This is a genomic window from Sinimarinibacterium flocculans (assembly GCF_003201205.1).
GTDB classification, from domain to species: Bacteria; Pseudomonadota; Gammaproteobacteria; order Nevskiales; family Nevskiaceae; genus Solimonas; species Solimonas flocculans.
In genome coordinates this window covers 159,503-186,450 of record NZ_QICN01000008.1, presented here as the reverse complement: position 1 = coordinate 186,450, position 26,948 = coordinate 159,503, and the positions used below count along the sequence as shown (strand labels likewise).

Sequence of the window (26,948 nt, the reverse complement as noted above, 5' to 3'; positions counted from 1 at the left end):
CGCGTCGGCAGGGATCACACAAGGGGGGAACCGCAGCCATGGCTTCGACGCTACTGGTCACCGGCGGCGCCGGCTTCATCGGCTCGGCATTGATCCGCCTGCTGTTGCGGGAGTCCGACTACCGCATCGTCAACGTCGACAAGCTGAGCTACGCGGCCAGCCCCGAGGCGCTCGAGGACGCGTCAGAGCATGCGCGTTACCGCTTCGAGCAGGTCGACATCTGCGACGCCGCGGCGCTGGCCCGCGTGTTCGCGGATCACCTGCCCGACGGGGTCCTGCACCTGGCCGCCGAGTCGCACGTGGACCGCTCGATCGACGGTCCGGCGGACTTCATCCAGACCAACATCGTCGGGACCTTCCGCCTGCTGGAAGCCGCGCTTGCGCACTGGCAGGCACTGGACGGCACGGCACGCACGAACTTCCGCTTCCATCACATCTCCACCGACGAGGTTTACGGCTCGCTGGGTGAAGACGGCCTGTTCACCGAGACCACGCCGTATGCGCCGAACTCGCCGTACTCGGCGAGCAAGGCCAGCTCCGACCACCTGGTCCGCGCCTGGCACCACACCTACGGGCTGCCGGTGGTGCTCACCAACTGTTCCAACAACTACGGGCCCTACCAGTTCCCGGAGAAGCTCATTCCGCTGATGATCCTGAACGCGCTGGAGTTCAGGCCGCTGCCGGTCTACGGCACCGGCGCCAACGTGCGCGACTGGCTCTACGTCGAGGACCATGCGCGCGCGCTGCGCCTGGTGTTCGAGCAGGGCCGCATCGGCGAGCAGTACAACATCGGCGGCCACAACGAGCAGCGCAATCTCGATCTGGTCGAGCAGCTCTGCGATCTGATCGACACGCTGCGCCCCGACAGCGCCGGGCGCAAGCGCCGCGAGCTGATCACCTTCGTCGAGGATCGCAAGGGTCACGACCTGCGCTATGCGATCGACGCCGGCAAGATCCAGCGCGACCTGGGCTGGCGCCCGCAGGAGACGTTCGAGACCGGTCTGCGCAAGACCGTCGAGTGGTATCTGGCCAACCGGGCGTGGTGCGAGACCGTGCAGTCACGCGGCTACCAGCGTCAGCGCCTCGGCCTGGGGAGAAAGGCATCATGAAGGGGATCATCCTTGCCGGCGGCAGCGGCACGCGGCTATATCCGGTCACGCAGGCCGTGTCCAAGCAGCTGCTGCCGGTCTACGACAAGCCGATGATCTATTACCCGCTGTCGACGCTGATGCTCTCGGGCATCCGCGAGATCCTGGTGATCTCGACACCGCAGGACACGCCGCGCTTCGAGGCGCTGCTCGGCGACGGCCGCCAGTGGGGCATTTCGCTGACCTATGCCGTGCAGCCGAGTCCGGACGGGCTTGCGCAGGCCTTCCTGATCGGTTCGGACTTCATCGGTGACGATGCCTGCGCGCTGGTGCTCGGCGACAACCTGTTTCACGGCCACGATCTGGCACCGCAGCTCCAGCGCGCCGCCAGCCGCCGCGACGGCGCCACGGTGTTCGCCTATGCGGTCACCGACCCCGAGCGCTACGGTGTCGTCGAGTTCGGCAGCGACGGGCGGGTGCTGTCGATCGAGGAAAAACCCAAGGCGCCGAAGTCGCGCTATGCGGTGACTGGCCTGTACTACTACGACAAGCAGGTCGTCGAGCTGGCACGACGCATCAAGCCATCCGCGCGCGGCGAACTGGAGATCACCGATCTCAACCGGCTGTATCTGGAAGCCGGCGCGCTGCACGTCGAGGTCATGGGTCGCGGCATGGCCTGGCTCGACACCGGCACCCACGACTCGCTGCTCGACGCCGGCACCTTCATCCAGACGCTCGAAAAGCGCCAGGGCCTGAAGATCGCCTGCCCCGAGGAGGTCGCCTGGCGCAGCGGCTTCATCGATGCGGAACAGTTGCGCACGCTCGCCCAGCCGCTGCTGAAGAGCGGCTACGGCGAGTACCTGCTGCGGGCACTCGAAGAAAAGGTTTACTGACGGGGGTACTGATGCAGGCCATCCCGACCACGCTGCCGGACGTCCTGATGCTCGAGCCCAGGGTATTCGGCGACGAGCGCGGCTTCTTCATGGAGAGCTTCCATGCCGCCCGTTTCGCCGAGTTGAGCGGCTGCAGCGAGCCAATGGTCCAGGACAATCACTCGCGTTCGGTGCGCGGCGTCCTGCGCGGCCTGCACTATCAGCTGCCGCCGATGGCGCAGGGCAAGCTCGTGCGCGTGGTATCCGGCGAGATCTACGACGTCGCCGTCGACATCCGCCGCGGATCGAAGACCTTCGGTCAGTGGGTCGGCGTCACCTTGTCGGCCGAGAACCGGCGTCAGCTCTGGGTGCCCCCGGGCTTCGCCCATGGCTTCTGCGTGACCTCCGATACCGCCGACGTGATTTACAAGGTCACGGCCTACTACTCGCCCGAACACGATCGTGGCATCCGCTGGAACGATCCCGCGATCGGCATCGCCTGGCCGCTGGAGACCGCACCGCAGCTTTCTCCGAAGGACGAGAAGGCGCCGCTGCTGCACGACGCCGAGGTGTTCTGACGATGAGACGCGTCGTCGTCACCGGCGCCGGCGGCCAGCTCGGCGTCGAACTGTTGCGGCGCATCCCGGAAGGGGTCGAGGCGACCGGTCTCGATCGCTCTGCGCTGGATCTTGCCGACCGCGACGCCGTCCTCGCGACGATGCAGCGCATCGAACCTGCCGCCATCATCAATGCCGGCGCCTACACTGCCGTCGACCGGGCAGAAACCGAATCCGAGGCCGCCTATCGCGCCAATGCCGAAGGGCCGCGGCATCTGGCCGCGGCTGCTGCGGCGGTCGGCGCGCGCCTGCTGCACGTCTCCACCGACTTCGTCTTCGACGGGCGCAAGTCCTCACCGTACATGCCGGACGACGCCACCGCCCCGCTGGGCGTCTATGGCGCGAGCAAGCTCGCCGGCGAGCAGGCGGTGCACGAAACGGCCGGTGTCGACGCGCTGATCGTGCGCACCGGCTGGGTCTACTCGGCACACGGCCAGAACTTCGTCAGGACGATGCTGCGCGTCATGCGCGAGCGCCCGGAAGTCCGGGTCGTCGCCGATCAGGTCGGCACACCGACCTCGACCGCGACGCTGGCCGAGACGCTGTGGACCCTGCTCGGGCGCGAGGCACCCGCCGGCACCTACCACTGCAGCGACGCCGGCGCCGCCAGCTGGTACGACTTCGCCTGCGCCATCCGCGAACTCGCCCAGGCCCACAGCGGCGAAAAGCTCGCACCGGTGCAGCCGATCGCAACCGCCGACTACCCGACGCCGGCGCGACGCCCGGCCTACAGCGTGCTCGACAAGACCGCGACCTGGGCCATCACCGGCGCGGCGCCGCACTGGCGCGAGCCCTTGCGGGCCGTGATCGAGACGCTGCTTCCAGCGCCCTGATCAGCCGATCCGCTCGGCACCGCCGACGTACGGACGCAACGCTGCGGGGACGGCGACCGAGCCGTCCGCCTGCTGGTAGTTCTCGAGAATCGCGACCAGCGTGCGACCGACGGCGAGCCCCGAACCGTTGAGCGTATGCAGCAGCTCGGTCTTGCCGGTTTGCGGATGGCGGTAGCGCGCGAGCATGCGCCGCGCCTGGAAGTCCTCGCAGTTCGAGCACGACGAGATTTCGCGATAGCGGTTCTGGCTCGGCAGCCAGACTTCGAGATCGTAGGTCTTGGCTGCCGCGAAGCCCATATCGCCCGCGCACAGCGCCATCACCCGGTACGGCAGCTCCAGCTTGCGCAGGATCGCCTCGGCGTGGCTCGTCATCTCTTCGAGCGCGTCATAGGACTTCGACGGCTCGACGACGTGCACCATCTCGACCTTCTCGAACTGGTGCTGGCGGATCATGCCGCGCGTGTCGCGCCCCGCAGAACCCGCCTCCGAGCGGAAGCACGGCGTATGTGCAACCCACTTCTTCGGCAGCTCGAACGCGGCGAGGATCTCGTCGCGCACGAGGTTGGTCACCGGCACCTCGGCGGTCGGGATCAGGCGCCAGTCCTGTTCGCCCTCCAGCGCGAACAGATCCTCGCCGAACTTCGGCAACTGCCCGGTGCCGCGCAGGCTGGTCGCGTTGACGATGTAGGGCACGTACAGCTCCTCGTAGCCGTGCTCCTGCGTGTGCACGTCGAGCATGAACTGCGCGAGCGCGCGGTGCAGGCGCGCAAGGCCTCCGCGCAGCAGCGTGAAGCGCGCGCCGGTGAGCTTGGCCGCGGCGGCGAAATCCATCAGGCCGAGCGCTTCGCCCAGATCGGCGTGGTCGCGCGGCGCTGCAATCGCCTTCGGTTCACCCCAGCGCCGCAGCTCGACGTTGTCGTCCTCGTCCTTGCCGTCCGGCACGCTGGCGTGCGGCGGGTTCGGCACGCGCGCGAGAAAGTCGTCGAACTCGGCCTGCAGGGCGCCGAGCTGCGTCTCGTTCTCCGCGAGCTGGGTCTTGATGCGATCCATGTCGGCGAGGATCGGCGATGCATCCTCTCCTTTCGCCTTGGCCTGGCCGATGCGCTTGGATCCGGCGTTGCGCTCCGCCTGCAACTGCTCGGTACGCACCTGCAGGTCCTTGCGGCGCTGCTCGAAACCGCGATAGGCATCGAGGTCGAAGACGTAGCCGCGGCGTGCCAGGCGGTCGGCAACGGCCTGCGTATCGCTGCGCAGCAGTTTGGCGTCGATCATCGTGGAGAGGTGGTTCTGTCGAGGGGCGCTATTGTAGAGCCTGCCCTGCGTGCCCCGAGGGCGTATCGAAGGGCCGGCGCTTAGGCTCCCAGCGCACGGGCCAGGCCGACGCCCAGCGCCGCGCCGCACAGACACAACACCAGGTTGGCGATGACATTGAACGCGGCGAGCCCGACGTGGCCCGCGTCGAACAGTCGCAAGGTCTCGACCGAAAACGCCGAGAACGTCGTGAACGCACCGAGAAAGCCGACGATCAGCAGGGCACGCAGCGTCTCGCTACCGCCACCCGACTCGACTAGGCGTACGAAGAGCCAGCCGGCCACGCCGCTGCCGATCACGTTGACCGCCAGCGTGCCGTACGGGAAGGCAGGTCCGAGCCAAGCGGTCAGCAGGCGCACGCTGCCGTAGCGCGCCAAGGCGCCGAGCGCACCGCCGGCGGCCACGGCCAGCCACGGCATCACGACGCCCCGCCCCGGCGCTGGCGCAGTGCGGCCAGACGCTCGGCGATGCGCCCCTCGATGCCGCGCGCGGTCGGTTCGTAGAGCCGCAACTCGCCGAGCGTCTCGGGCAGGAAGCGCTGTCCCGCAGCCTGCGCATCGGGCTCGTCGTGGTCGTAACGGTAGCCGTCGCCGTATCCCAGATCCTTCATCAGCTTCGTCGGCGCATTGCGCAGGTGCATCGGCACCTCGAGGGCGCCGGTCCGCTCGACGAGCGCGCGCGCCGCGTTGTAGCCGGCATAGACCGCATTGCTCTTCGGTGCACAGGCGAGATAGACCACGGCCTGGGCGATCGCCAGTTCGCCCTCGGGACTGCCGAGGCGCTGATAGCTGTCCCAGGCGGCCAGGCACAGCTCCTGTGCACGCGGATCGGCGAGGCCGATGTCCTCGATGGCCATGCGCAGCACGCGGCGCGCGAGATAGTGCGGATCGCAGCCGCCATCGAGCATGCGTGCATACCAGTACAACGCGGCGTCCGGGTCGCTGCCGCGGACCGACTTGTGCAGCGCCGAGATCTGGTCGTAGAAGTGCTCGCCCTGCTTGTCGAAACGACGCAGGCCCTTGCCGATCAGCCGTTCCAGGGTGCGCAGATCGTCCGCCTGCGGCTGCGCACGGATGAGTTCCGCCGCCGTCTCCAGCAGCACGAGACTGCGCCGCGCATCGCCATCGGCGGCTTCGGCAATGCGCTCGATCCAGCCCGCCGGCAACTCGACGCCGACCCCGCGCTGCGCGTCGGCACAGGCGCGGCGCAGCAGGTCGACGATGTCGGACTGCTCCAGCGCGCGCAGCACGAACACGCGCAGCCGCGACAGCAAGGCACCGTTGAGTTCGAACGAGGGATTCTCGGTGGTCGCGCCGATCAGCGTCAGCGTCCCGTCTTCGACGAAGGGCAGCAGCGCATCCTGCTGCGCCTTGTTGAAGCGGTGGATCTCGTCGATGAACAGCACCGTGCGCTGCGGCGCGAGCCCCTCGGCAGCAGCCTTCGCCTGCGCCACCGCTTCGCGGATGTCCTTGACGCCGGCCAGCACCGCCGACAGCGTCAGGAACTGCGCCTGCGTGTAGCCGGCGATGAGCCGCGCCAGCGTGGTCTTGCCGACGCCCGGCGGCCCCCAGAACACCATCGACGGCACGCTGCCGGCTTCGAGCAGCGTACGCAACGGAGCGCCGGAACCGAGCAGGTGCGCCTGGCCGACCACCTCGTCGAGCGTTCGCGGACGCATGCGCTCCGCCGTCGGCTGGGCAGGTGACTGATTCCGTCCACCAGAACGGATCGGGGGCTGTGAAGACATCGCGCTCGCGGCATCTGCGTCCTGAGCGCGGATCGTATCAGGCGTGTCGATCAGCCCGCCGGGTCCAGATTCACGACCTCGACGCCGGCCGGCGGCCGGAAGCGGAACACGCCGGCATCGATCTTCGGGTTGCGGACGACGTCGCTGAACCGGATCTCGCTGATGCCGCCCAGCGGATCGTGCAGACGCATGCGCGTCGGCGTCCCGGAGGATTCCAGCCACAGCTCGATCTGGCGAAAATCCGCGTCGTCGGTCTTCGGCCGCAGGCGCAGGCCGCTGTCCCTGCCCTCGCCGATCGGCTCGACCTCGAAGCGCTCCGCCAGATTCGCGCCTTCGGCGAGCAGGGCCACCGGCGTGTCGCGCAGGATGTCGCCGGCCGTTCGCACCGTGACCTGCGCCAGATCCGGCTCGTAGTTCCAGATGCGCTCGCCGTCGCAGACCATGCGCTGCTCGTAGGGCTGCTCGTAGTGCCAGTCGAATCGGCCCGGACGCGCCAGCGAGAAACGGCCGCTGCGACGCCCGAGCTCGCCGCCGTCTTCGTCGTACTGGATCTGCTCGAAGTGCGCCGTGAACGTGCGCACCTCGTCGACGAAACGCTGCAGCGCGTCGGCGGCGGGCGCCGGCCCGGTACTGGCGAGCAGTAGGGCGACGGCAAGGACGAGGGTTCGGATCATGGCGGGACGGGATACGGGAGAAGTCGAAGTGTGCCGGTCGCGGCTTGCCGGCCCATGAACCGCACGCGTCAGTCGCGGCCGCCCGGTGCGAGAATCTCGCGGTTGCCGCCGGGGCCACTGGGACCGACGATGCCGGCGGACTCCATCTGCTCGACCATGCGCGCCGCGCGGTTGTAGCCGATCTTGAGCCGGCGCTGCACCCAGGACACGGACGCCTTGCGCGTCTCCAGCACCAGCGCGACGGCCTGGTCGTAGAGCGGGTCGGCCTCGGCATCGCCGCCGCCGTCGCCCGCGGCATTTGCCGGCGGCTCGTCGGCGCACAGGTCCTCGATGTACTCGGGCGGGCCGACCTGCTTGAGATAGGCCACGACCTTGTGCACCTCGTGGTCGTCGACGAAAGCGCCATGCACGCGATCGAGACGGTTGGCGCCGATCGGTCGGAACAGGCCGTCGCCGTGCCCGAGCAGCGTTTCCGCTCCCATCTCGTCGAGAATCGTGCGCGAGTCAATGCGCGAGGCCACCTGGAACGCCAGCCGCGACGGGATGTTGGCCTTGATCAGGCCGGTGATGACGTCGACGCTCGGCCGCTGCGTCGCGACGATCAGGTGCACTCCGGCCGCACGCGCCTTCTGCGCCAACCGCGCGATCAGTTCTTCGACCTTCTTGCCGACGACCATCATCATGTCGGCCAGCTCGTCGATGATGATGACGATGTTCGGCAGCGACTCCAGCGGCATCGGCTCCGGCGGCCCCTGCTCGGGATCGAACAGGTCCTGCGACGGGTTGGCCAGCGGGTCGCGGATCGGCTCACCGGCCTTGGCCGCATCCTCGATCTTGCGGTTGAGGCCGGCGAGATTGCGCACGCCGAGCGCCGACATCAGCCGGTAGCGACGCTCCATCTCGGCCACGCACCAGCGCAGCGCGTTGGCCGCGTCCTTCATGTCGGTGACGACGGGCGTCAGCAGGTGCGGGATGCCCTCGTAGATCGACAGTTCCAGCATCTTCGGGTCGATGAAGATGAAGCGCACCTGGTCCTTGGTCGCCTTGAACAGCATCGACAGGATCATCGCGTTGATCGCCACCGACTTGCCCGAGCCGGTGGTGCCGGCGACCAGCAAGTGCGGCATCTTGGCCAGATCGACGGCCACTGGGTGACCCGCGATGTCCTTGCCCAGCGCGATCGTCAGCGGTGATGCGACGTTGCGATAGCCCGGCGAGTCGAGAATCTCGCTGAGCATCACCATCTCGCGCTTGGCGTTGGGGATCTCCAGCCCGATGACCGACTTGCCTTCAATGACCTCGATCACGCGCACGCTCGACACCGACAGCGAGCGCGCGAGATCGCGCGACAGGTTGGTGATCTGCGAGCCCTTCACGCCGGGCGCCGGCTGCAGCTCGAAACGCGTGATCACGGGGCCGGGCCGGGCGTCGACCACTTCCGCCTTCACCCCGAACGAGGCCAGATGACGCTCGACCTCGCGCGACAGGTGCTCGAGTTCCTCCGCGCTGTACTTACGGCCGGACGGGCGCGCCGGATCGAGAATCTCCAGCGGCGGGATCGGGTCGCCATCGAAGGCCGGCACCGGCTCGCCGGCATCCTTGCGCGCCGTCGCGCGGGGCTTCTTATCGGCCTTGGGCGCGGCAACCGGCAGCAGATCGAGCTGCTCCTCTTCAGAACTGGTGAGCACCGGCGCCTTGCGCAGCCGACGCTTGTCCCTGGCCGCCACCGGCTCGGGCTCCGGCATCGGGCGCGGCAGTGGCGACTCAGCCGCCTCCCCTGCAAAGGGGGACGGCACTGCATCCTCGTGCTCAGCCGCCGCCTGCCGCCGACGCGCGATCAGCTCGAACAAGCGCTCGCCGAGGCGGTCGGCGATCTGCACCCAGGAAAAGGTCAGCGCCAAGGGCGCGGAGGTGATCGCCAGCGTCAGCAGCAGCAGGCTGGCACCGAAGGCGCTGAGCACGTCGACCAGCGTCCGCGCCAGCGCGAGGCCGGCGATGCCGCCGCTGCCTTGCGGCGCCCAGTCCGGCGACGCGCCGACATGCAGCGCCGCCAGTGCGGCCAGGCTCACCAGCAGCACCAGCCAGGCGGCGATGCGCACGCCGCGCGGCATCACCTCTTCCTCGGGCGGCGGGTTGTGGAAGATGCGCAGACCGATCAGCAGTACCGCCAGCGGCAGCAGGAAGGCGACGTAGCCGCACAGGGACAGCAGCACGTCGGCAATCCAGGCGCCGACCGTACCGGCGAGGTTGTGCACCGGCTCGCCGGCGCCGGAAGACGACCAGCCCGGATCGTTGGGATGGAAGCTGGCCAGCGTCACGAGCAGGAAGAGCGACAGCCCGAGACAGGCCAGCATCGCCGCTTCGCGGGGGAGTCTCTCCAGCCAGCTCGGGCCGACGGCCGCATCCGTGGCGTGGGATTTGCTTCTCAGCATGCCGAATGGTGCGATCTGATGCGCGGCAGTATAGCGAACCGCCCGGCGCGCTCGCTGCCCTGTCCGCCACTCGACCGGCCTTGAATACCGCAGGTAAACCTTCATATTGAATTCCGGTCCAAAATCCTGAAGAGTGGTCTTCAGAGCATCCGAATGAGCACGCAGACTCGCCATTTCGTCCTGACGCCGGAAGGCACGATCCGCGAATTCTCCGCGGAGCAGGCGGCGTCGATCGCGGCAGGTGCCGACCGGATCCCGGAGTTCGCCGGGCACGACCTGCGTTACCTGCAACTCACGCTCGAGGACGCCCCGGACACCAGCGAGCTGCGGGTGCAGACGGCGGGCGCGCGGATTCACTTCGACGACGACGGCCGTCTGACGCAGGCCGGCCCGCCGGCCGAGTCCGAGCCGATCACGCGCTTCGAGCACGACGCGGTCGTGCAATGGGCGCTGCGCGACGTCGCGTCGGTCGCGCCGACCTTCCACTGAGCGCGCACCCGGCACGACGGCCGCTCCACCGGGCTCCGCTGGCGTATGCTGGCGGCGTCGTCCCCCACGCTGCCGGCCATGGATAGTCCTGTCCGCCTGCACTGGCTGGACCCGCGTCATCCGCTCCAGCCCTTCCCGCCCGTGCATCTGGCAATGCGCGAGCCCAACGGGCTGCTGGCGATCGGCGGCGACCTTTCGTTGACCCGCCTGCTGCGCGCCTACGCGCAGGGCATTTTTCCCTGGTACAACCCCGACGAGCCGATCCTGTGGTGGTGCCCGGACCCGCGCGCGGTGCTGGTACCGGACCGGCTGCATGTCTCCCGCTCGCTGCACCGGACGATCCGCCGCGCCGACTACGCGGTCACGCTCGATCGCGCCTTCGAGGCGGTGCTGGACGGCTGTGCCGCTCCGCGTCGCGGCAGCCAGGGCACTTGGCTGGGCGGCGACATGCGGCGCGCCTATCGCCAGCTGCACGCCCACGGCCATGCCCACAGCGTGGAGGTGTGGCGCGCCGGCACGCTGATCGGCGGCCTCTACGGCGTGGTCAGCGGCCGCGTGTTCTTCGGCGAGTCGATGTTCTCCGCAGCGACGGACGGCTCGAAACTGGCCATGTTCTGGCTGTGCCGTCAGTTGCAGGCCTGGCACTTCTCGCTGATCGACTGCCAGGTGAAATCGCCCCATCTCGACCGGCTCGGCGCCATTGAGATGCCGCGCGAGACCTTTCTGCGCGAGCTCGCGCTGTCGCGTGAGCGGCCGCATCCGCCGGGCATCTGGCGCTTCGGCATCGAGGTGCCCTCGTCGCCGGAGCACCTGCCGCGATGAACGACTCGCAACCCGTCCGGCTGTACCTCAGCGCCGAACACGCCTGCGGTTACCTGAGCGGCTATGCCGCCCGCAGCGCTTTCGTCGATCCCGAGTGGACCCTCAACGCGCCGCGCTACCAGCGCCTGCTGGAGATGGGCTTTCGCCGCAGCGGCGGTCACGTCTACCGCCCGCACTGCCGCGACTGCATGCGCTGCGTGCCGGTGCGCGTGCCGGTCGCCGATTTCCGTCCTTCGCGCTCCCAGCGCCGCTGCCTGCAGCACAACGCCGACCTGCAGCTGAGCCTCGACACCGAACTGCGCGACGAGCACTTCGCGCTGTACCGGCGCTACCTGCTCGGACGTCACGCCGACGGCGGCATGGACCCGCACGACCGCCTCGCGTTCCACAATTTCCTCGAATGCCCGTGGGCCCCGGTGCGTTACTGGAGCTTCCGCGAGCACGGGCGCCTGCTCGGCGTCGCGGTGGTCGATCACCTGCCGCTGGCGTTTTCGGCGGTCTACACCTTCTTCGAGCCGCGCGCCGCCGACCGCGGCCTCGGAACCCTGGCCGTGCTCCGGCAGATCGAGCTGGCCCGCGAACGCGGCCTCACGCATGTCTATCTGGGCTACTGGGTGCGCGAGAGCCGCAAGATGGCCTACAAGTCGCGCTTCCGCCCGCTGGAGTCGCTGACCGCACACGGCTGGACGCCAATGCCCGACGACGTAGACCGGCCATCAGCCCCTGCCGGTTGAAACATTCGGGGCCGGCTCCAATAATGCACGCCTCATTTTTGCCGGCAGGGCGTATGGCCAAGGAAGATCACATCGAGATGAACGGGGTGGTGCTGGAAACACTCCCGAACACCACATTCCGCGTAAAGCTCGAGAACGGCCATATCGTCGTTGCACACATCTCCGGCCGCATGCGCAAGCACTACATCCGCATCCTCACCGGCGACAAGGTCACGGTGCAGCTCACGCCCTATGACCTGACCAAGGGCCGCATCACGTTCAGAGACAAGTAAGTTCCGGGCAGCGTGGAGGGCCCTGGCGCCGCCGGGAATCTTGCGTCGCGAAGGGTCGGCGCGCAGCTTCACGGACTGCACGCCCGAAAACGACAAAGCCCGCTCGAAGCGGGCTTTGTCGTGTGGAACCACCTCAAACCGGCTCGAGCTGCGCCGCCTTCTCGCGCCCTTCGAGTTCGAACTCCAGCTGTCCGTCCTCGCCGAGCACCACGTGCACGCGGCCGCCGTTGGCGAGCTTGCCGAACAGCAGCTCCTCGGCCAGCGGGCGCTTGAGATTCTCCTGGATGATGCGCGCCATCGGCCGCGCGCCCATCTTCGGATCGTAGCCCCGCTCGGCCAGCCACAGCCGCGCGGACTCGTCGATGTCGAGCTGCACGCCCTTGGCGCCGAGCTGCTCCTCCAACTGCATCAGGAACTTCTCGACGACGCGCAGCACCTCGGCCTGACCCAGCGGCGCGAACTGCACGATCGCATCGAGGCGGTTGCGGAACTCCGGCGTGAACATGCGCCGGATCACCTCCATCGCATCGGTCGCGTGGTTCTGCTCGGCGAAGCCCATCGAGCGCCGTGACGATTCCTCGGCACCGGCATTGGTGGTCATCACCAGGATGACGTTGCGGAAGTCCGCCTGCCGCCCGTTGTTGTCCGTCAGCTTGCCGTGGTCCATGACCTGCAGCAGCAGGTTGAAGACGTCGGGATGGGCCTTCTCGATCTCGTCGAGCAGCACGACACAGTGCGGATGCTTGATCACCGCTTCGGTCAGCAGGCCGCCCTGATCGAAACCGACATAGCCGGGCGGTGCGCCGATGAGGCGCGACACGGTGTGCCGCTCCATGTACTCGGACATGTCGAAGCGGATCAGCTCGATGCCCAGCAGCTGGGCGAGCTGGCGCGTGACCTCGGTCTTGCCGACGCCGGTCGGGCCGGCGAGCAGGAAGTTGCCGATCGGCTTCTCCGGATTGCCGAGCCCGGAACGCGCGAGCTTGATGCACGCGGTGAGCTGGTCGATCGCCGCGTCCTGACCGAAGATCACCAGCTTGAGATCGCGCTCCAGCGTCGCCAGCCGGTCGCGGTCGTTGGCCGAGACGCTCTTCGGCGGGATTCGCGCGATGCGCGCCACGGTTTCCTCGATGTCACGGACCTGCACGGTCTTGCGGCGCCGCGATTCCGGCAGCAGGCGCAGACGCGCGGCGGCCTCGTCGATGACGTCGATCGCCTTGTCCGGCAGGTGCCGGTCGGTGATGTGGCGCGTGGACAGCTCGACCGCGGAACGCAGCGCGCCGCGCGTGAACTGGACCTGGTGATGGTCCTCGAATCGGGCACGCAGCCCTTCGAGAATCTTCACGGTGTCCTCGACACTGGGCTCACCGACGTCGATCTTCTGGAAGCGCCGCGCCAGCGCACGATCCTTCTCGAAGATGCCGCGATATTCCTGGTAGGTGGTGGAGCCGATGCAGCGGATCCCGCCCGACGCCAGCAACGGCTTGAGCAGGTTCGAGGCGTCCATGACACCGCCGCTGGCGGCGCCGGCGCCGATGATCATGTGGATCTCGTCGATGAAGACGATCGAGCCGGGGCGCTGCTGCAGGTCCTGGATCACCGCCTTGAAGCGCTTTTCGAAGTCGCCGCGGTACTTGGTCCCGGCGATCAGCGAGCCCAGATCCAGGCTGTAGACCACCGAGCCGCGCAACAGCTCCGGGACGCGTCCTTCGACGATCAGCCACGCCAGTCCCTCGGCGATCGCCGTCTTGCCGACGCCGGCCTCGCCGACGAGCAGCGGGTTGTTCTTGCGCCGCCGGCACAGGGTCTGCATGACCCGCTCGACCTCGAGATCGCGACCGATCAGCGGGTCGATGGCGCCATGCGCCGCCCGCTCGTTCAGGTTCACGGCGTACTGCTCGAGCGCGCTCTGGTTGGCCTGGCCCTTGTCGCCGGCGTCTTCCCGCTCCTCGGACTCCGCCGGCTTCTCGGCCGCCGCGTTGTTCTTGGCGATGCCGTGCGAAATGAAGTTGACGATGTCGAGCCGGCTGACACCCTGCTCGCCCAGCAGATAGACCGCGTGCGTGTCCTTCTCCGAGAAGATGGCGACCAGCACGTTGAGCGTGGTCACGTGCTTCTTGCCGGCCGCCTGGACGTGGTAGATCGCCCGCTGCAGCACGCGCTGGAAGGACAGCGTCGGCTGCACTTCGTGCTTCTCGACGTCCTTGACCGCCTGGATGTGGGTGCGGATGTACTCCCGCAGGCCCTCTTCGAGTTTCTCGGAATCGGCCCCGGCAGCACCCAGCGCCTCGGACACCTGGGTGTCCGACAGCAGCGCCAGCAGCAGGTGCTCGACCGTCAGCAGCTCATGGCCTTCCATGCGCGCCGAAACGAACGCGGCATCCAGGGCTTTCTGTAGATCTTCCGACAACATTGCGTCTGCTCCGTATGGCTCTTCCATGCCCGTTCCGTCATCCGCGGATCAGGCCTTCTCCATCACCGTCAGCAACGGGTGTTGGTGCTGGCGGGCGTAACCGTTGACCTGCGCGGTCTTGGTCTCGGCGATCTCCGCCGGGAACAGACCCGCCACGCCGCGCCCCTGTGTATGAATGGTGAGCATGATCTGCACCGCCTTTTCACGCGTGTGGTGAAAAAACTGCTGCAAAACCTGGACCACGAACTCCATCGGCGTGTAGTCGTCGTTGAGCATCACCACCTTGTACATGGGCGGCTGCTGCAGGCGGGGTTTGACCTCCTCGACGGCGACGCCCTGGCCGGAGTCCGTGCCGTTGCGCGGTTTGATGTCGTTGCTCATCGGCGGACACCCGCCGCCCGCAGGCGCCGCGCGCGGCACCGCCCATCGAAATCCGTGACCGGTCGACTCGTTCTCACCATGATCCCAGTGTAGCGCTGCTGTCCCACTACTTGGAGACTCGCCGGACCGAATGCAAGCCCGCGGGCACGAACGGCACTCTGCCGCGCCCGGAACTGCGCGGCGCAGGGGCTCTACTTGTGCCGGAAGGTGAAGGTGCCGTTCCAGTCCGGGGGCGGCGGATTCTCGCGCAAGGCCATGATGCGCTGGATGAACAGGCTGTAGACCGGGTGCGGCCGCGGACCCTGCGCCAGGTTGAAGAACTCCACCTCGGCCTCGTCCCAGCGCCGCGCCCGGTAGAGCTGCAGCGCGCCGCGGTGCCGCGCCAGGTCTTCGCGCAGACCCGGATCGAGCTGGTCCTTCGGCCCCATCGGCTCGTAGATCGCCACCGGCTCGCGGCGCCCCTTGACGATCACCAGATCGACTTCGCGGAAGGCCCAGCCGGAGGGCAGCAGATCGCGCGTCTGCTGGCCGACGAGCACGCCGACGCCGTATTCCTTGGTCAGGCCCTCGAGCCGCGACGCCAGGTTCACCGCATCGCCCATGACCGTGTAGGCCATACGGAACTCCGAGCCCATGTTGCCGACGCTCATGCGCCCGCTGTTGATGCCGACGCCGATGTGCAGCTTGGGCCAGCCGCGACGCTCGAACTCGTCGTCCAGCTCGCGCACCGAGCGCTGCATCTGCATGCCGGCGAGCACGGCGTGCAAGGCGTGCTGCTCGTCGCGCAGCGGCGCGCCCCAGAATGCCATCACCAGGTCGCCGATGTACTTGTCGATGGTCCCGCGGTGCTGCTGCACCACGGCGGTCTGCCGCGTCAGGAAGGTATTGATCATCGCCGCCAGCTCGCGGGCGTCGAGATTCTCGGACATGCTGGTGAAGTCGCGCACGTCGGAGAACAGCACGCTCATTTCCCGGCTCTCGCCGGCCATCGACACCGCTTCCGGATGGGCGGCCAGCTCCTCGACGAGTTCCGGCGGCACGTACTGGCCGAAGCGGCGGGAGATCTCGCGCTTGCCACGGGACTCGATGAAATACCCGTAGAGCAGGTGCGCCATGACCAGGGTCAGCGTGAACACCACCGGCACGCCGAGCGGCATGACGAAGTCGGCGCCACTCCACATCGCCAGCGCCAGGCCGACGATGCCGGCGACCACCGCAGCGCTGACCAGTGCGCTCGCCAGCGCACTCAGCCGGGCAAACGCCCAGGCCAGCAGCAGCGCGATCAGCACGTGCATCACGACCTCGATGCCGGCGTAGTACGGCGCCTTCTGGCGGATGCGCCCGTCGAGCATCCCCGACACCAGGTTGGCGTGGACCTCGACGCCGGCAAACACCTTGTTGACCGGCGTACTGCGCAGATCGAACAGGCCGGCGGCGGTGGTCCCCATCAGTACGATGGCGTTGCGCAGGCGCTCCGGGGACACGACCTCGCCGCGCAGCACGTCCACCGCCGGAATGTAGGTGAAGGTCCGGTTGTCGCCGCGGTAGGGCACGTAGGCCGCGACGCGGCCGTCGACGGGAACCTCCAGCGGCCCGACACGCAGGCGTTCGAGATGCAGCGAGCTGCGCACTTCCGGCGGATCGAAGACCAGCTCCACCGGCGGATCGCCGAGTGCCAGCCGCACCAGGGACAGCGCCAGCGACGGGTAGACAGCGCCGTCGTACTGCTGCAACAGCGGCACGCGACGATAGACGCCGTCGTCGCTGGCCGCGAGCGGGTTGTCGAAGAAGCCGCAGGCGGAAGCCGCCTCGGTCAGCCGCGCAAGGCTGCCGCCGTAGCCCCTTGCCTCGATGAAATCGACGTCGTACAGCTGCGCCGTGCGCGCATCGATCAGGGGCGCACACAGGCCGCCGGTCGTCGGCAGCTCGCCGCTCCGCACGACCGGCTTGAAGAAGTAGCCGAGAACGACCGGGCGGCGGCTCAGCGCGGCGGAAAAGCGGCCATCGTGGTCGAGTTCGGCACGGATCGCGGTGTCCCGGGAAACGACTTCGGGAATCTGCGAGAACTCTTCACGGTGCAGGCGGTCCCACAGGCGCAAGGCGCTGTCGTCGGGCTCGGCAAACACGATGTCCAGGCCGAGCGCACGAACGCCATAACGCTCGAACAGCTGGTCGACGAGGGTCGCGAACTTGTGCCGCGGCCACGGCCAGCCCTCGGCGGCGAGACTGCGTTCGTCCAGATCGACGATCACGACGCGCGGATCGTCGGTACCGGGGGCGGTCAGCACGACGCGTGCGTCGTAGGTGAAATTCTCGATCAGATCGAGCAAGCGCAGGGGCAGCCAGCGTCCGCCATGCAACACGAAGACCAGCAGCACCGCGGCACTGATGCACAGGCGGACCAGGCTGCGTGCGGACATGAACCTCCCCCAAGGGTTCGCAGCAAGGTAACCAATGGCGCCGGCCGCAGCAATCCGGCCGCTGCCCTACAGGCCCCACGAGTCCACGGGTTATGATTCGCCGATGTCTGAAACCCTGAGTCTGCAGCGCGCTGCGCAGTGGTACGAGCGGCACGGACGCCGCTTGCCGCCGCTGGCCAATCTGGCGCTGGCCATCGTCGTCGCGTGGCTGCTGTCCAAGATGGTCTGGGCGCTCATGCCGGTACCCGAGGCCGCCCGCTGGCAACCGCCGCCGCCCCCGCCGGCTCCGGCGCGCGCCGGCAGGACACCGTCGGCGGGTATCGACCGCCTGCTCGCCGCCCAGCTGTTCGGCCGCTACGAGGCGGAGGCCGCGCCGGCCGGCAACGTCGAGGACGCACCGGACACCCGCCTGTCGCTGAACCTGCTCGGAATTCTCGCCGGCGCCGACCGCGAGTCGCGCGCACTGATCGGCACCAGCAACGGCGAAGAGAAGCCCTACGCGATCGGCGACACCGTCGTTTCCGGCGTCAAACTGCAGTCCATCTTCGCCGACCGCGTCATCCTGTCGCGGGCCGGCAAGCTCGAGACCCTGCGGCTGAACAAGGATGCACCGAGTTCGGCGCAGGCGGTCGCGGCGCGCAATGCCTCGGCCGCCGCCGCCCTGCCGCAGACCGATGCCAACACCGCGCAGATGCTGTCGCAGATCCGCGAACAGATCATGTCCGACCCGACCAAGGCGTCCAACTACCTGCGTGTGCAGCCGGCGACGGTCGGCGGCCAGCAGCGTGGCTACCGCATCTATCCCGGCCGCGAGCGCGAAGCCTTCCAGCAGCTGGGGCTGCGCCCCGGCGATCTGGTCACCGCAGTCAATGGCGTACAATTGGACGACAATCAGAAGGCCCTGCAGCTGCTGGGGCAGCTCAGTCAGGCCAATGCCATTTCCCTGACGATCGAACGCGGCGGGCAGGTGCAGAACCTGAACGTGACGCTTGGCCCTTGACCCGGCGCGCCCGATGACCCGGTCCAAGATCGCAGACCCTGACTCCAGCCCGGCCGCGACCGTACTCCGCCAACGATGAAATTCCGCAATCTCGCTGCCGCCACGGCGGCCGTCATGCTGACGCTAGGCACGCTGCCCGCGCGCGCCGAGATCACGCTCAACCTCAAGGACGCCGACATCAGCACGCTGATCGCGACCGTCAGCGAGGTGACTGGAAAGAACTTCATCGTCGATGCCCGCGTCAAGGGCAAGGTCACGGTCGTCAGCGCCTCGCCGATGAGCAGCGACGGGCTGTACGAGACCTTCCTCGCCGTGCTGGCGGTCAACGGTTTCGCCGCGATTCCGGCCGGCGACACGATCAAGATCATTCCCGAGGCGACCGCGAAGCAGGAAGGCAGCGGCGTCTACGGCTCCAGCAGCCGGCTGCCGATCGACGAGGTGGTCACGCACGTCTACCAGCTGCAGAACATCAACGCGGCGCAGCTCGTCCCGATTCTGCGGGTGCTGGTTCCGCAGTGGGGCCATCTCGCGGCCTACCAGCCCAACAACTCGCTGATCATCACCGACCGCGCATCCAACGTCGAACGCATCGGCCGGCTGATCCAGCAGATGGACCAGGCCGGCGACCGCGAGATCGAGTTCGTGCGCCTGCAGTACGCGGCCGCCAGCGAGATCGTGCGCATCCTCACGGCGATGACGCAGCAGGACAAGCAGTCCGACCCGACCAGCCAGCCGGCGACGATCATCGCCGACGAGCGCAGCAACAGCATCCTGATCGGCGGCGACAAGGCCGCGCGGCAGAAGTTCATCGACATCGTCAGGCAGCTCGACATCCAGCTCGAGGACGACGGCGCCACCCAGGTCGTCTACCTGCGGCATGCGAGCGCCGAGAACCTGGCGCCGATCCTCGAGGGGTATGCCCAGCAGGTGCGCGAGGTCGACAACGGCTCCGGAGCCGCGGCGGGTGGCGGCGCTGCTGCGCCGGCCGCCGCCGGCCGCTCGGGCGGCGGCACCGTGGACGGTGCCCGCGTGCTCGCAGACCCGGATACCAACGCGCTGATCATCACCGCCAATCCGAAGGCGATGCGCCAGATCCGCGACGTCATCGCGCAGCTCGACATCCGCCGTGCACAGGTCCTGGTCGAAGCGATCGTCGCCGAGGTCAGCGCCAACAAGTCCAGTCAGATCGGCGTCGACTGGGCGGTATTCAACGGCGACCGCATCGCGGCCGCCGGCATCCTCGATCCCGGTACCCTGTCGGCACTGACCGCGGCGGCCGCCAGCGGCAACCCCGAAAGCGCCCTCGGGGCGATCGGCCAGGGCATCAACATCATCGGCGGGCGCGACGGCGGCGACAACGGCACCACCTTCGGCCTGCTGCTCAAGGCCCTCAAGGGCGACGGCGACACCAACGTGCTGTCGACGCCGACGCTGGTCACGCTGGACAACGAAGAAGCCAAGTTCTCGGTCGGCCAGGAAGTCCCGTACCAGACCGGCTCGTTCACCAACACCGGCTCGGTCAGCGGCTCGGTCAATCCGTTCCAGACCATCGAGCGCAAGGACGTCGGCCTGACGCTGTCGGTCACGCCCCAGATCAGTGGCGAAAGCGAGACCATCAAGCTCAAGCTCGACCTCGAGGTTTCCGGCATCGCCAGCGGCACCGCCGGCTCGGCCAACCTGATCACCAACAAGCGCACCCTGACCAACGTGGTCGGTGTCGAGAACGGTCAGGTCCTGGTCGTCGCCGGCCTGATCGACGACCAGATCAACGATCAGCAGCGCGGCGTACCCTTCCTCAGCGACATTCCGCTTCTGGGCGCCCTGTTCAAGTACCGCTCGATCGACAAGACCAAGCAGAACCTGATGCTGTTCATCCGGCCGTCGATCCTGCGCAAGAGCGCGGACGGCGACTACTACACGCGCAAGAAGTACGACGCGGTGCGCCAGGCCCAGATCGATGCCGCCACCGGCGCAGCCTCGCTGATCGGCGGCCAGCGTCCGATCCTGCGCCGCCTCGAGGACTGGGCCACCCGCCCGGACTCCGACGCGCCGGCCGCCGCCGTCGAGGATGCGGCTTCGGCGCCGGCCGCGCCGGTGGCCCCGACCCCGGCGGCGGACTGATCGCGCAGCCGGCCCATCGACCCCATGGAACCCGCCGCCCTGCGCCGCCCGCCGTTCGCTTTCGCCAAGCGGCACGGGCTCGTCGTGACCGAGGATCGCGGTGACCACGTGCTCGCCGTCATCCGCCCGGGCATCGCCATCGACGTCGTCCAGGAGGCGCGGCGCTTCGTCGGCCGCCCGCTGCGATTGCAGAGCGTCACGCCGCAGGAATTCGATGCCCTGCTGTCACGCACCTACGAGGGCCAGACCGCTGCCTCCTCGTCGCTGATCGACGGCCTCAACGACGACGATGCCGATCTCGACGCGCTGGCCCTCGCGCTGCAGGAGAACCAGGACCTGCTCGAATCCGACGACGATGCGCCGGTCATCAAGTTCATCAACGGCCTGCTGGTCGAGGCAATCCGCGAGAACGCATCGGACATCCACGTCGAGAGCTTCGAGAGCCGTCTGCAGGTGCGCTTCCGCGTCGACGGCGTGCTGCGTGAGATCATGTCGCCACCGCGCAGCCTGGCACCGCGCCTGGTGTCGCGCATCAAGGTCATGGCCAAGCTCGACATCGCCGAGAAGCGGCTGCCGCAGGACGGTCGCATCTCGCGCGCCTTCGGCGGCCGCAAGGTCGATGTGCGCGTGTCCACGATCCCGACCGGCGCGGCCGGCAACGAGCGCGTGGTCATGCGTATCCTCGACAAGCAGGCCGAGAAGCTCGACCTGGAGCAGATCGGCCTGGATGCGAAGCAGGTCGCGACGATCAACCGCATCATTCACCGGCCCTACGGCATCCTGCTGGTGACCGGGCCCACCGGCTCGGGCAAGACCACGACGCTGTACTCGGCGCTGTCGGTGCTCAACGATCGTGCGCGCAACATCATGACCGTCGAGGACCCGATCGAGTACTACATCGACGGTGTCGGCCAGACCCAGGTCAACACCAAGGTGGAAATGACCTTCGCCCGCGGCCTGCGCGCGATCCTGCGCCAGGATCCGGACGTGGTGATGGTCGGCGAAATCCGCGACCTCGAGACCGCGCAGATCGCGGTACAGGCGTCGCAGACCGGCCATCTGGTGCTGTCGACGCTGCACACGAACACCGCCGTCGGCGCCGTGACCCGCCTGCGCGACATGGGAGTGGAGCCCTACCAGCTCTCGTCGTCGCTGGTGGGGCTGATGGCACAACGGCTGGTGCGCGAGCTGTGCAGGCACTGCAAGCAGCCCTACGAGGCCAGTACGGTCGAGAAGGAACAGCTCGGCGTCGATCCGTCCAAGCCGCTGACGCTGTACCAGTCCGCCGGCTGCCCGCAGTGCCGCCACATGGGCTTCGCCGGCCGCACCGGCATCCACGAGATCATCGAGGTCGACCGCAAGCTCGAGGCGATGATCCACGACAACGCCTCCGAGCAGGCGCTGGAGACCTACGCGCGCACCCAGAGCGCCGGCATCCTGCAATCGGGCCGCAACAAGGTCATCGCCGGGACGACGACGCTCAAGGAAGTCCTGCGCGTGACGATCGAGGAATAGGCGCAGGTCCGTGGCCGCCTACGAATACAGCGCGCTCGACGCCAAGGGTCGCCAGACCAGGGGGCTGATCGAAGGCGACACGCCCCGCCATGCACGCCAGTCGCTGCGCGAGCGTGGCCTGTCCCCGCTCGACGTTCACGAGGTCGCCGAGAGCAAGCAGACCGGCAGATCGCTGTTCAGCCGCGGCGGCAGCCTGTCGAGCACCGAGCTGTCGCTGTTCACCCGGCAGCTCGCCACCCTGGTGCGCTCGGGACTACCGCTCGACGAATCGCTGACCGCCGTGTCCGAGCAGAGCGAGAGCAAGCGCGTCAAGCGCATTGCCCTGGGCGTGCGCGCCGGTGTGGTCGAGGGCAATTCGCTGGCCAGCTCGCTCGACCAGTTTCCCAACGCCTTTCCGACCCTGTTCCGCGCCACCGTCGAGGCCGGCGAGCAGTCGGGCCAGCTCGACTACATCCTCGAACGGCTCGCCGACTATGTCGAGCGCCGGCAGGTGATGCAGCAGAAAGTCATGCTCGCGGCGTTCTATCCGGTGATCCTGAGCTTCGTCGCCATTACCGTGGTCGTCCTGCTGCTCACCTATGTGGTGCCGCAGGTCGTGGACGTGTTCACCAGTATCGACGCGCAGTTGCCGGGCCTGACCACCGGACTGATCGCGGTGTCGGACTTCCTGCGGGACTACGGCGTCTATCTGCTGATGGTCCTGGCCGCTGCCGGCATCGTGTTCGCACGGATGATGCGCAACGACGGCTTCAAGCGTCAGGTTCACCGGGCCACGCTGCGCCTGCCCCTGGTCGGCAGGCTGGTTCGCGGTGCCAACACCGGCCGCTTCACGCGCACGCTCGGCATCCTGTTCGGCAGCGGCGTGCCGATTCTGGATGCGATGCGCATCGGCACGCAGGTGGTCAGCAACGTGCCGATGCGCGATGCGATCGAGGCAGCTGCGGCCAAGGTCCGCGAAGGCGCGGCCCTGAGCCGCTCGCTGGCGGCGAGCAAGCTGTTTCCGCCGATCACCGTGCACCTGATCGCCAGCGGCGAATCGTCAGGCAAGCTCGACGACATGCTCGACCGCGCCGCGGAGAATCAGGAGCGCGAGGTCGAAACGCTGGTTGCCGCGATGATGGGCGTCTTCGAGCCGATGCTGATCCTGGTGATGGGCGGGGTGGTCCTCCTGATCGTCCTCGCCATCCTGCTGCCGATCTTCGACCTCAACACGCTCGTCCAGTAGGTGACACCGCTCGAACAGGGGCTGCTGGCGCTGCTCGGCTTCGCCGCGAGCTTCTTCTCCGCGCTGGCCGGCGGCGGCGCGGGACTGCTGCAATTTCCGGCCCTGGTACTGCTCGGTCTGTCGTTCGCCGCCGCGGTCGCCACGCACAAGGTCGCGGTCGTCGCGCTTGGCGTCGGCTCGACGCTGCGCCATCTGCGGGAGGGCGGCATCGACTGGCAGCTGCTGGGACTGATGACGCTGCTCGGCCTGCCGGGCGTCGTGCTGGGGACGCGCATCGCGCTGACCATTCCCGATCGTCCCGGCGAGATCATCTTCGGCTTCGTCAACATCGGCCTCGGCCTGTACTCGATCTTCCGCCCACGGCTCGGCATCGACAGCCAGCCTCGCAACCGCCGCGGCCGCGGCCTGGCCATCGGCGGCGCGCTGGTCTTCGCGATCGGTTGGGTCACCGGACTCGTGCCCTCCGGCCCCGGCGTATTCACGACGCTGCTGCTGCTGACCTGGTTCGGCTTCGACTACCGTCAGGCCGTGGCGTACACGATGATCATGGTCGGCCTGCTGTGGAACAGCGCCGGCGCGATCACCGCGGGGATGACGGGCCCGGTTGCGTGGCACTGGATTCCCGCGCTGGTGATCGGCGGACTGCTCGGCGGCTACGCCGGCGCGCATACGGGCCTGCTGCGCGGCAATCGCCTGATCAAGCGCGCCTACGAGACCCTGACGCTGCTGATGGGGATCGCCCTGATCACGCAGGGCGTACTCGGCTAGGAGCCCCGGCGGCAGGAGCCGCTCAGGCCTGCGCGACGAGTTGCGGCGTCTTCGGCAGCGTCGCCGCCATCAGGCCGACGATGCGCTGCGGAACGGCCTGCTCGACCTCGCGGATCGCCACGCGGATGGCCGTCGCGAACGCCTGCGCGTCGGCGCTGCCGTGGGACTTGATGACGATACCGTTGAGCCCCGCGAGACTCGCGCCGTTGTAGTTGCGCGGGTCCATGCGTCCGCCGAGCGCCTTGAGCGCCGGCATCGCCATCACCGCCGCCAGCTTGGTGAACAGCGAGCGCGTGAACTCTTCCTTGATGAAGTGGTAGATCAGCCGCGCGACGCCTTCCCCGGTCTTGAGCGCGATGTTGCCGGTGAATCCGTCGCAGACGACGACGTCGATGTCACGCAGGAACACACCGTCGCCCTCGACGAAACCGATGTAGTTCAACGGCGACGACGCGAGCAGCTGCGCCGCCTGCTTGATCACCTCGTTGCCCTTGATCTCTTCCTCGCCGATGTTGAGCAGCGCGACCTTGGGTCGCTCGATGCCCAGTGTCGCGGTGACCAGGGCCGAGCCCATGACCGCGAACTGCAGCAGTTGCTCCGCCGAGCACTCGGCGTTGGCGCCCAGGTCGAGCATGTGCACATGCCCGTTGACCGAGGGAATCGCCGAGATGATTGCCGGCCGGTCGATGCCGGGCAGCGTCTTGAGCACGAACTTCGCGATCGCCATCAACGCGCCGGTGTTGCCGGCCGAGACGACCGCCTGCGCCTGCCCCTGCTTGACCAGGTTGAGCGCGACTCGTGTCGACGAGTCCTTCTTGTTGCGCAGCGCCTTCGACGGCGACTCGTCCATCGCCACCACTTCCGAGGCGTGCTGGATCCGCAGCCGCGGATCGCCGGCACGCTTGCGCCGCTGCAGGTCGGCACGCAGCGTCGCCTCGTCGCCGACCAGAATCAGCTCCACCGAGGAATGGGCATCCAGAGCCAAAAGAGCCGCGTCCACGACCGTCTCATGGCCGTGGTCGCCGCTCATGGCATCGATGGACAGAACAACGGGAGCCTTCATCGCCAGCCGCCCGCCGCCGCGTCGGGCGTTACTCTTCGCCGACGTCGGCCGCCGCGCCCTTGTCGATGACCTTCTTGCCGCGGTAGTAACCGTCGGCGGTCACGTGGTGGCGGCGATGCGTCTCGCCCGAGGTCGGGTCGGTCGACAAGGCCGGCGCCGTCGCCTTGCGTGCCCAATGGGCCTTGCGGTGACCGCGGTAGGCGCGCGACTTCTTGGAATCCTGAACTGCCATGGCTCAACTCCGTCGGACCTCTCGGCCCGCTACTCTTTCGACTGCAATTGCCGCTTGAGCACCGCGAACGGGTTGTCCCGCGATGCCGGCGCCTCCTGTTCCGGCGGGAGCGCGGGGTGCGCCGCCGCCTGATTCACCTCATTTTCACACGATTGACAGCGCGGCAGCATCGGCAGCGCCAGCAATACCTCGTCCTCGACGATCTGCCGCAGCGGCAGGCGATCGCCCTCGATCAGCAGCGGCTCGGCCTCTGCGAGCGCGGCGCGCTCCTCGGCCTCGCCGAACACCAGCCGCAGATCCAGCGCCAGATCCAGTGCATGGTCGTAGACGCGACCGCAGCGACGACATTCCAGCGCCAGTGTCCCGGTCACGCGACCGTGCAGACGCGGCCAGCCACTGCGCCGATCGGCCTGCAGTTCGGCCCGCAGTACCGGGTCCGTTCCCGCGACGATCTCGGCGCTCAGGCGCGTGCACTGCGACACCGCGAGCTCGCCAGCGTAGTGCTGCGCGCGCTCCAGGGCGACCGACGCCCGCGCTTCATGTGCAAGTCCCATCGGCGCTTGCCCATCAAAGGGCCGCGCATCATAGTGATGCGCCCCTCGAAAGTCAAAGAAATCCTATGCTTAAGGCGCCGCCCCCGCTGCTGCTGGCGTCATCCTCGCGCTACCGCGCGGAACTGCTCGCCCGCTTGCGCCTGCCGTTCGCCAGCGACAGCCCCGATATCGACGAGCAGCCTGCTGCCGGCGAGGCGCCGGCAGCGCTGGCGCTGCGGCTCGCCCGCACCAAGGCGGCCGCGCTGCGGCCGCGCCATCCTCAGGCCTGGATCATCGGCTCCGACCAAGTCGCGGTGACGGACGATCGCGTCCTCGGCAAGCCCGGCCACCGGGCCCGTGCGATCGAGCAACTGATGCTGGCGTCCGGACGTGAGGTGCGGTTCGAAACGGCCGTGGTTCTGTCGACACCCGACGGACGTTTCTTCGAGGCCGTGGACAGCACGCATGTGCGCTTTCGCGAACTGACCACCGACCAGATCGCCCGGTACGTCGATGCCGAACAGCCGTTCGACTGTGCCGGAAGCTTCAAGTGCGAGGGTTACGGCATCACGCTGTTCGAAGCGATCAAGTCGCGCGATCCGACGGCGCTGATCGGCCTGCCGCTCATCGCACTGTGCGGCCTGCTGCGCGACGCCGGCTACACCCTGCCCTGAAGCCAGACCGGCAGCCCCGCCACCGATTCGATTACCGCGGCGGCGCCCGCGCGCTGCAGTCGTCCCGGGTCGTGCACGCCGCAGGCGACGCCCAGCCCGTGCATGCCGATGGACTGCGCCATCGCGATGTCGTACTCGGTGTCGCCGATCATCAGCGCGCGCTCCACGGCAACGCCTTCGTCGGCGAGCAGCTCGCGCAGCATCAGCGGGTCGGGCTTGGAGGCCGTTTCGTCGGCGCAGCGCGAATTCGCAACCAGCTCGGCGAGCCGCTGGTGATGGCGCAGCGAGCGGTCCAGGCCTCGCCGCGACTTGCCGGTCGCGATCACGATGCGGCAGCCTTGGCGATGCAGATCGGCCACCGCCTCGAAGGCCCCGTCGAACAGGCGCGCCTCCCCGGCGCCTTCGGACAGCCATTTCGCCCGGTAGCCGTCGAGCAGCGCCCGCAGCCCGCTCAACTCGAGCTCCGGATACAGGCGGGCCAGCGCATCGTTGAGCCCGAGCCCGATCAGCTCGCGGATCGACTCGTCGCTGCGCGGCGGCAGCCCGAGCCCGTCGATCGCGCCCTGCATCGCCGAAACGATCTGGCCGGCGGAGTCGGCGAGGGTTCCGTCCCAGTCGAAGATCAGCAGTTCGTACTTCAAGTGCGTTCCGTTTCAGCCGTCCATGGCGCGTAGCCCTGCCCGCACATCCTTGTGCGGGCGCTCATCAGGAC

The 26,948-nt window shown here is 68.2% G+C and carries 26 protein-coding genes; 14 read left to right on the top strand and 12 right to left on the bottom strand.

All coding sequences use genetic code 11. The features are described 5' to 3' along the window. Window positions 1-38 precede the first annotated feature (38 nt). Genes rfbB through rfbD form a run of 4 tightly spaced genes read left to right on the top strand, consistent with a single transcriptional unit; the run spans window position 39 to window position 3,410 of the window. A complete protein-coding gene (rfbB, locus tag C8D93_RS14690; protein ID WP_110265964.1) occupies window positions 39-1,109 on the top strand; it encodes a dTDP-glucose 4,6-dehydratase in 1,071 nt (356 codons plus the stop codon). Continuing rightward, on the top strand, window positions 1,106-1,981 hold the full coding sequence (rfbA, locus tag C8D93_RS14685; RefSeq protein ID WP_110265963.1) for a glucose-1-phosphate thymidylyltransferase RfbA: 876 nt from the start codon (window positions 1,106-1,108) through the stop codon (window positions 1,979-1,981). Before rfbB ends, rfbA begins: the two co-directional genes overlap by 4 nt. An 11-nt stretch (window positions 1,982-1,992) precedes the next feature. Further along, window positions 1,993-2,538 (top strand): dTDP-4-dehydrorhamnose 3,5-epimerase, encoded by a 546-nt coding sequence (rfbC, locus tag C8D93_RS14680; protein ID WP_110265962.1) that lies wholly within the window; start codon window positions 1,993-1,995, stop codon window positions 2,536-2,538. A 2-nt stretch (window positions 2,539-2,540) separates the two neighbouring features. After that, window positions 2,541-3,410 (top strand): dTDP-4-dehydrorhamnose reductase, encoded by an 870-nt coding sequence (rfbD, locus tag C8D93_RS14675; protein WP_110265961.1) that lies wholly within the window; start codon window positions 2,541-2,543, stop codon window positions 3,408-3,410. Here the strand turns inward: rfbD and serS are convergent, their stop codons facing one another. The 5 genes from serS to C8D93_RS14650 form a co-directional block, all read right to left on the bottom strand. Further along, on the bottom strand, window positions 3,411-4,682 hold the full coding sequence (gene serS / locus C8D93_RS14670) for a serine--tRNA ligase (RefSeq protein WP_110265960.1): 1,272 nt from the start codon (window positions 4,680-4,682) through the stop codon (window positions 3,411-3,413). Window positions 4,683-4,762: 80 nt separating this feature from the next. Next, window positions 4,763-5,140, bottom strand: coding sequence for a fluoride efflux transporter FluC (locus C8D93_RS14665; protein ID WP_110265959.1), 378 nt, complete (start codon window positions 5,138-5,140; stop codon window positions 4,763-4,765). Then, on the bottom strand, window positions 5,140-6,468 hold the full coding sequence (locus C8D93_RS14660) for a replication-associated recombination protein A (RefSeq protein WP_110265958.1): 1,329 nt from the start codon (window positions 6,466-6,468) through the stop codon (window positions 5,140-5,142). The genes C8D93_RS14665 and C8D93_RS14660 overlap by 1 nt, the downstream gene beginning before the upstream one ends. A 50-nt stretch (window positions 6,469-6,518) precedes the next feature. After that, window positions 6,519-7,142, bottom strand: a complete 624-nt coding sequence (gene lolA, locus C8D93_RS14655; protein WP_110265957.1) for an outer membrane lipoprotein periplasmic chaperone LolA — start codon at window positions 7,140-7,142, stop codon at window positions 6,519-6,521. A 68-nt stretch (window positions 7,143-7,210) separates the two neighbouring features. Beyond that, entirely contained in the window at window positions 7,211-9,574 is a 2,364-nt protein-coding gene (locus tag C8D93_RS14650; RefSeq protein WP_110265956.1) for a DNA translocase FtsK, read from the bottom strand. Between the two features lie 153 nt (window positions 9,575-9,727). Between C8D93_RS14650 and C8D93_RS14645 the strand changes: the two genes are divergently transcribed. The 4 genes from C8D93_RS14645 (at window position 9,728) to infA (ending at window position 11,891) form a co-directional block, all read left to right on the top strand. Continuing rightward, entirely contained in the window at window positions 9,728-10,063 is a 336-nt protein-coding gene (locus tag C8D93_RS14645) for a hypothetical protein (RefSeq protein ID WP_110265955.1), read from the top strand. A gap of 78 nt (window positions 10,064-10,141) precedes the next feature. Next, entirely contained in the window at window positions 10,142-10,885 is a 744-nt protein-coding gene (gene aat, locus C8D93_RS14640; RefSeq protein WP_110265954.1) for a leucyl/phenylalanyl-tRNA--protein transferase, read from the top strand. Continuing rightward, window positions 10,882-11,619 (top strand): arginyltransferase, encoded by a 738-nt coding sequence (locus tag C8D93_RS14635; RefSeq protein ID WP_110265953.1) that lies wholly within the window; start codon window positions 10,882-10,884, stop codon window positions 11,617-11,619. Before aat ends, C8D93_RS14635 begins: the two co-directional genes overlap by 4 nt. Window positions 11,620-11,672: 53 nt before the next feature. Next, entirely contained in the window at window positions 11,673-11,891 is a 219-nt protein-coding gene (gene infA / locus C8D93_RS14630; protein ID WP_110265952.1) for a translation initiation factor IF-1, read from the top strand. Window positions 11,892-12,024: 133 nt separating this feature from the next. Here infA and clpA read toward each other — a convergent pair whose 3' ends face one another. From clpA to C8D93_RS14615, 3 genes are all read right to left on the bottom strand, one after another. Beyond that, entirely contained in the window at window positions 12,025-14,304 is a 2,280-nt protein-coding gene (gene clpA, locus C8D93_RS14625) for an ATP-dependent Clp protease ATP-binding subunit ClpA (protein ID WP_110265951.1), read from the bottom strand. 48 nt (window positions 14,305-14,352) lie between these two features. Further along, window positions 14,353-14,685, bottom strand: a complete 333-nt coding sequence (clpS, locus tag C8D93_RS14620) for an ATP-dependent Clp protease adapter ClpS (RefSeq protein WP_110265950.1) — start codon at window positions 14,683-14,685, stop codon at window positions 14,353-14,355. A 191-nt stretch (window positions 14,686-14,876) separates the two neighbouring features. Next, the gene (locus C8D93_RS14615; RefSeq protein ID WP_110265949.1) at window positions 14,877-17,105 is read right to left on the bottom strand and encodes a CHASE2 domain-containing protein; all 2,229 of its coding nucleotides are present in this window, start codon (window positions 17,103-17,105) and stop codon (window positions 14,877-14,879) included. Window positions 17,106-17,208: 103 nt separating this feature from the next. On the opposite strand from C8D93_RS14615, the gene gspC reads away from it, so the two are divergent. The 5 genes from gspC to C8D93_RS14590 all read left to right on the top strand — a co-directional run bounded on the left by gspC (window position 17,209) and on the right by C8D93_RS14590 (window position 23,734). After that, complete coding sequence (gspC, locus tag C8D93_RS14610) at window positions 17,209-18,105, top strand: type II secretion system protein GspC (protein ID WP_170124043.1); 897 nt, start codon at window positions 17,209-17,211, stop codon at window positions 18,103-18,105. Between the two features lie 75 nt (window positions 18,106-18,180). Continuing rightward, the gene (gene gspD, locus C8D93_RS14605; RefSeq protein ID WP_245903916.1) at window positions 18,181-20,226 is read left to right on the top strand and encodes a type II secretion system secretin GspD; all 2,046 of its coding nucleotides are present in this window, start codon (window positions 18,181-18,183) and stop codon (window positions 20,224-20,226) included. Window positions 20,227-20,250: 24 nt separating this feature from the next. Continuing rightward, window positions 20,251-21,741: a type II secretion system ATPase GspE gene (gene gspE, locus C8D93_RS14600; protein WP_110265947.1), complete on the top strand. Its 1,491-nt coding sequence runs from the start codon at window positions 20,251-20,253 to the stop codon at window positions 21,739-21,741. A 10-nt stretch (window positions 21,742-21,751) separates the two neighbouring features. Continuing rightward, window positions 21,752-22,966: a type II secretion system inner membrane protein GspF gene (gene gspF, locus C8D93_RS14595; protein WP_110265946.1), complete on the top strand. Its 1,215-nt coding sequence runs from the start codon at window positions 21,752-21,754 to the stop codon at window positions 22,964-22,966. After that, window positions 22,967-23,734 carry a sulfite exporter TauE/SafE family protein gene (locus tag C8D93_RS14590; RefSeq protein WP_110265945.1) on the top strand — a complete coding sequence of 256 codons (768 nt, stop codon included), beginning with the start codon at window positions 22,967-22,969 and terminating at the stop codon, window positions 23,732-23,734. It begins immediately after the preceding gene. Window positions 23,735-23,756: 22 nt separating this feature from the next. On the opposite strand, the gene plsX is transcribed toward C8D93_RS14590, so the two are convergent. Genes plsX through C8D93_RS14575 form a run of 3 tightly spaced genes read right to left on the bottom strand, consistent with a single transcriptional unit; the run spans window position 23,757 to window position 25,583 of the window. Beyond that, window positions 23,757-24,797, bottom strand: coding sequence for a phosphate acyltransferase PlsX (gene plsX / locus C8D93_RS14585; protein ID WP_110265944.1), 1,041 nt, complete (start codon window positions 24,795-24,797; stop codon window positions 23,757-23,759). Between the two features lie 28 nt (window positions 24,798-24,825). After that, window positions 24,826-25,029 (bottom strand): 50S ribosomal protein L32, encoded by a 204-nt coding sequence (rpmF, locus tag C8D93_RS14580; protein WP_110265943.1) that lies wholly within the window; start codon window positions 25,027-25,029, stop codon window positions 24,826-24,828. Window positions 25,030-25,058: 29 nt separating this feature from the next. Next, the gene (locus tag C8D93_RS14575) at window positions 25,059-25,583 is read right to left on the bottom strand and encodes a YceD family protein (RefSeq protein ID WP_110265942.1); all 525 of its coding nucleotides are present in this window, start codon (window positions 25,581-25,583) and stop codon (window positions 25,059-25,061) included. Window positions 25,584-25,648: 65 nt separating this feature from the next. Here C8D93_RS14575 and C8D93_RS14570 point away from each other — a divergent pair, with 65 nt between their 5' ends. Next, window positions 25,649-26,236 (top strand): Maf family protein, encoded by a 588-nt coding sequence (locus C8D93_RS14570; protein ID WP_110265941.1) that lies wholly within the window; start codon window positions 25,649-25,651, stop codon window positions 26,234-26,236. On the opposite strand, the gene C8D93_RS14565 is transcribed toward C8D93_RS14570, so the two are convergent. Beyond that, on the bottom strand, window positions 26,221-26,877 hold the full coding sequence (locus tag C8D93_RS14565) for an HAD family hydrolase (RefSeq protein ID WP_110265940.1): 657 nt from the start codon (window positions 26,875-26,877) through the stop codon (window positions 26,221-26,223). The two genes, C8D93_RS14570 and C8D93_RS14565, sit on opposite strands and share 16 nt — an antisense overlap. Window positions 26,878-26,948: the final 71 nt, after the last annotated feature.